The sequence below is a fragment of the Methylomagnum sp. genome, assembly GCF_054333355.1.
In genome coordinates this window covers 1-4,305 of sequence record NZ_JBTEKS010000372.1, presented here as the reverse complement: position 1 = coordinate 4,305, position 4,305 = coordinate 1, and the positions used below count along the sequence as shown (strand labels likewise).

8 protein-coding genes are annotated in these 4,305 nt (G+C 61.3%); 2 read left to right on the top strand and 6 right to left on the bottom strand.

Going from position 1 to position 4,305, the window contains the following annotated elements:
- The 3 genes from ACXWUF_RS19520 to msbA form a co-directional block, all read right to left on the bottom strand.
- The coding region (locus tag ACXWUF_RS19520; RefSeq protein ID WP_458496254.1) for a hypothetical protein at positions 1-422 on the bottom strand (422 nt) is incomplete at its 3' end.
- Positions 423-634: 212 nt separating this feature from the next.
- Positions 635-1,093 (bottom strand): hypothetical protein, encoded by a 459-nt coding sequence (locus tag ACXWUF_RS19515; RefSeq protein ID WP_458496253.1) that lies wholly within the window; start codon positions 1,091-1,093, stop codon positions 635-637.
- Between the two features lie 196 nt (positions 1,094-1,289).
- Complete coding sequence (msbA, locus tag ACXWUF_RS19510) at positions 1,290-3,053, bottom strand: lipid A export permease/ATP-binding protein MsbA (protein ID WP_458496252.1); 1,764 nt, start codon at positions 3,051-3,053, stop codon at positions 1,290-1,292.
- A gap of 36 nt (positions 3,054-3,089) precedes the next feature.
- Here msbA and ACXWUF_RS19505 point away from each other — a divergent pair, with 36 nt between their 5' ends.
- Positions 3,090-3,287 carry a hypothetical protein gene (locus ACXWUF_RS19505; protein ID WP_458496251.1) on the top strand — a complete coding sequence of 66 codons (198 nt, stop codon included), beginning with the start codon at positions 3,090-3,092 and terminating at the stop codon, positions 3,285-3,287.
- 17 nt (positions 3,288-3,304) lie between these two features.
- A complete protein-coding gene (locus tag ACXWUF_RS19500; protein ID WP_458496250.1) occupies positions 3,305-3,565 on the top strand; it encodes a hypothetical protein in 261 nt (86 codons plus the stop codon).
- 51 nt (positions 3,566-3,616) lie between these two features.
- On the opposite strand, the gene ACXWUF_RS19495 is transcribed toward ACXWUF_RS19500, so the two are convergent.
- From ACXWUF_RS19495 to rpmB, 3 genes are read right to left on the bottom strand one after another with little or no spacing between them, the layout of a single operon-like run.
- Positions 3,617-3,823 (bottom strand): CstA-like transporter-associated (seleno)protein, encoded by a 207-nt coding sequence (locus tag ACXWUF_RS19495; RefSeq protein ID WP_458496249.1) that lies wholly within the window; start codon positions 3,821-3,823, stop codon positions 3,617-3,619.
- Between the two features lie 22 nt (positions 3,824-3,845).
- On the bottom strand, positions 3,846-4,001 hold the full coding sequence (rpmG, locus tag ACXWUF_RS19490) for a 50S ribosomal protein L33 (protein WP_458496248.1): 156 nt from the start codon (positions 3,999-4,001) through the stop codon (positions 3,846-3,848).
- Between the two features lie 18 nt (positions 4,002-4,019).
- Positions 4,020-4,256: a 50S ribosomal protein L28 gene (rpmB, locus tag ACXWUF_RS19485; RefSeq protein ID WP_458496247.1), complete on the bottom strand. Its 237-nt coding sequence runs from the start codon at positions 4,254-4,256 to the stop codon at positions 4,020-4,022.
- Positions 4,257-4,305: the final 49 nt, after the last annotated feature.

Sequence of the window (4,305 nt, the reverse complement as noted above, 5' to 3'; positions counted from 1 at the left end):
TCCAGCAATCCTTCCGCCACCAGGGCTTCCTTGATCCACTTCTTGGCGAAGCGATAGTTGGTGGGGATCACCGCGATTTCTCCCGTGGCGGGATTACGCAGGTTGGCGCCGCGCTCCGCCGCTGGCGCTGGGGCGGGTTCCGTCGGTTTGGCGGCTTCCGCCGCGGCTTCGGTCGGGACTGCCGCCGTGATCGTTGTTTCTTCCGCGGCTTCGGGCGGAGCGGTTTCTGTCGCCACTTCGGCGGCGGGGGCTATTACGGTTTCTTCCTCCGCTGCGACCGGGGTGGGGGACGCGGTGGCGGTGGATGGCGTCGCCACTGCGGCATGTCGCCTAGCGTTACTGGTTTCTGAGACTGTCCTGAATACTTCGCGGACGACATATCCCGCGAAGGCCAGTGTAAGCACGAACAATAATCCTGTCATAACCTCTCTCCATTATTTTTAATTTTGGATGGCGGATTGCTATAGCGTGTTAGGGCGGGCGGCGTCTCCACCAAATCAAGCCCCAAGCGTCCACAACATAGGCTGAATCGGCTGAGTCCGCAATATCGGTTCGAGACGATCCTAAGCCGGTGCTGGACCGGCTGAAGCCGGGACTACGAGCCTCTTGCGGGGCAATCGCTTTCGGGAATCGCCTAAGGCTGGTATTTGTCCAGCGACCGTAGCTGGTTCAAGGCTTGTGCGGCTCGTTGCCGGACGGCCTTATCCAGCTCCTTTTGTTGATATATGTGGTCCAGTAATCCTTCGGTGACCAGGGCTTGCTTGATCCACCGCTTGGCGAACTGATAATTGCTCGAAACGGTCGCGGTTTCGCCCGTGACGGGATTGCGGAGCCGCGAACTCGCGGCAACCTTCGCCAGGGGCGCGGGTTTGGTCAGGATTGGGACCGCTGCTTCCGTCTTGGCCGGGGCGGAAGCCGCTGCGGTTTCGCACGGAGCGGGCGGCGCCTCGGCGGTCAGCAAAGGGGGAGCGGAGGGCGGCGAGGGCGGCGGGGCAGGGTGTTTTGCCCGGTTGATTTCGTCGACTGTCTTGAGCAATTCACGGACAAGGTAGCCCGTGCAGGCCAGTGTTATCACGAAGGGTAATGGTGCCATGAGTTTTATCCGGTTTATCGTTGTCGCCGCAATCAATCAAACCAAGTAGTTCGTCCCCGCCCCAGGGTGGCCATGGGTGCAGGTTCAGGTTGCCCGTGGGGGATGACTCCTGAGCGCTGCAACATAGGCTGAATCCGCTAAATCCGCAATATCACCCCGGAACCTTATTAATACATTTGTGGGATGTGTCTTGCCGTCAGGTCGACTGGTGCCCGAATTGAAAGCGGTAAAGCTCGGCGTATTGGGATTGGGCATGCAGCAACTCGTCGTGGCTGCCTTGTTCGACGATGCGCCCGTCCCGCAGCACGTAAATCCGGTCGGCGTTCTGGATGGTGGAAAGCCGGTGGGCAATCACCAGGGTCGTGCGGTTCTGCATCAAGACTTCCAGCGCGGCCTGCACATTCCGTTCGGATTCCGCGTCCAGGGCCGAGGTGGCCTCGTCGAGGATCAGGATCGGGGCGTTCTTCAACAGGGCGCGGGCGATGGCGATGCGCTGGCGCTGCCCGCCGGACAGCATCACGCCCTGCTGGCCGACGATGGTTTCAAAGCCCCGCGGCAGCTCCTCAATGAAGTTGAGCGCGTGGGCGGCGCGGGCGGCTTCCCGGATTTGCTCGGGCGAGGCGCTGCCCCGGCAGCTATAGGCGATGTTGTTGGCCACCGTGTCGTTGAACAGGATGACTTCCTGGCCCACATAGGCGATGTGGCGGCGCAGGCTTTCCAGGGTGAATTCGCGGATGTCGCGGCCGTCCACCAGGATTTGCCCGCCGGTGGCGTCGTAGAGGCGCGGCAGCAGGCGGATCAGGGAGGTCTTGCCGCTGCCCGAGTGGCCCACCAGGGCGATGGTCCGGCCCGGCGCGATGTCCAGGTCGATGTTCCTAAGCACGGTTTCGCCGCCTTCCCGGTAGCTCAGGCTGACGTTTCGGAATTCGATGCGCCCCTCGACGGCGCTGAGTTCGGCGCCGCCCGCGTCCTCTTCGCGTGCCACGTCCAGCAGTTCGAAGATGCTCTCGCCGGCGGCGATGCCCCGTTGCAGCGTGCTCGCGAGGTTGGTGACGCGCTTGATCGGACTCAACAGCATCGCCATGGCGGCGATGAACGAGATCAGGCTGCCGGGGGTGATGGTGCTGCGCACCGGCTCCAGCGACACCACGTACAGGATGGCGGCGAAGCCGCTGATGTAGATCAACTGGATGATCGAGCCGCTCACGGCGTCGGTGACAATCAGCTTCATCTGGCGCCGCTGGTTGCGCTCGTTCTCGAAGTGGAACTTCTCCGCCTCGTATTCCTTGCCGTTGAACACTTTGACGATGCGCTGCCCGTCGATGACTTCCTGCGCCACATGGCCCACATTGCCCATGGATTCCTGGATGCGCTTGCTGATCTTGCGGAAGCGCTTGCTCACCAGCCGGATGCCGAAGGCGAGGACCGGACCCAGGACCATGAACACCATGGAGAGCTGGAGGTTCTGGTACACCATCAGCGCCAGCAGGCCGACGATGGTCAGCCCGTCCTTGAAAACCGCCACCAGGCCTTTGTTCAGGGATTCCGCCACCTGCTCGGTGTTGTAGAGCAGCTTGGCGAGCAACTGGCCGGAGGACGAGCCGTCGTAATAGCCGCAGGGCAGGTTGAGGAACTGGCCGAACATGTCCCGGCGCAGGTCGGCGATGATCCGCCGCCCCACCCAGCCGGAGCAATAATCGCTGCCGAACCCGGCGATGCCCCGCACCAGCGATAGGCCCACCAGAATAAACGGCGCCTGCCGCAGCATTTCCGGGTCGTTGTTCACGAAGCTGCCGTCGATGAGGGGCTGGAGCAGCTTGGCGAGCGCCGGTCCCATGGAGGCGTAGGCGACCATCGAGATCACCGAGACCACGAACATTTTCCAGTAGGGTGCGGTATAACTCAGCAGTCGGCGGTAAATCGCCAGGCTGCTGGCGGGGGCTTTCGGTTCGGAATCCATCGCGCTTATTGGTTGGGGTTGTGTGGCAGAGATGTCGTGACGGCAATCAGCCGACGGGATGCGGCGGGTTCGGGATGGCGGGATTATACCGGCGGCGCGGGCGGCGTGGCGCGGCGGTGGCTTGGACGCCACATCCCAAGGCTTGCTATGCTTCTGCCCGCCCACTCAGCGTGGGCGGCGCGTCCGGCCTACGCCGGTCGTGTGCCGCGCCGGGTGGCGATTCCATCGGCCTAAGCTAAGAGGATATGGCAATGAATGTTCAAGAGGAGTTTGAAAGGTTCCGGGATGGCTTATTGCAGCAACGGGATGAATTGCTGGTGCAGCTGGGCTTGGCGAAGCTGGAAGCCAAGGAGGAATGGGAGAAGACCGAGTCCAAGCTGGAGGAGATGAAGGCCAAGCTGGACACCGTGACGGGGGAGGCGAAGGATGCCTCGGAAGATGTCTGGACCAGCGTGAAGATGCTGGGCGAGGAAATCAAGACGGCTTACGAGCGGATCAAGGGCAGCTTGTAATTTAGCCGACCCGCGCATCCCGCCGCGTGATGCGGTGGGATGCCTTCGATCTCAGCAGCAGCGCTTCACGCCACTCCAGCGGCGTTGGGTTTCCGCTTCGTAAAAAGCTTTGCGGCTTAGGGGAAGGCCACCTTCCGAAACGTGGCGGGCGTGCCAGTGGGCCAAGTAGCGTTCATAGGCGTCATCCCCCGTGATCGCCCGCAAGGCCCGCCAGAATCTTCCAAGGGCAGTGGTTATGGCGTTTGGCTGTCCAATCATCGCCATCCCGTTCCGGCGCGAATTACTTGATCTTCGCTTCCTTGTACGCCACATGCTTGCGGACGACGGGATCGAATTTCTTGATCTCCATCTTTTCCGGCTTAGTCTTCTTGTTCTTGGTGGTCGTGTAGAAATGGCCGGTGCCCGCGGTGGATACCAGTTTGATTTTGTCGCGCATGGTCGTTTACCCTCAAAATCAGAATTTTTCGCCGCGCTTGCGCATGTCCGCCAAGACGGCGTCGATGCCGCGCTTGTCGATGGTACGCAGGCCGTTGCTGGACACCTTGAGACGCACCCAGCGGCTCTCGCTTTCCACCCAGAACCGGCGCTCGTGCAGGTTGGGATTGAAGATGCGCTTGGTCTTGTTATTAGCGTGGGAGACGTTATGGCCTACAATACGGCGCTTACCCGTCACTTGGCACGTTCTGGACATTGTGAGCCTCGAAACCTTGAGTGAAACTAAACTCCGCTTTATATATGAA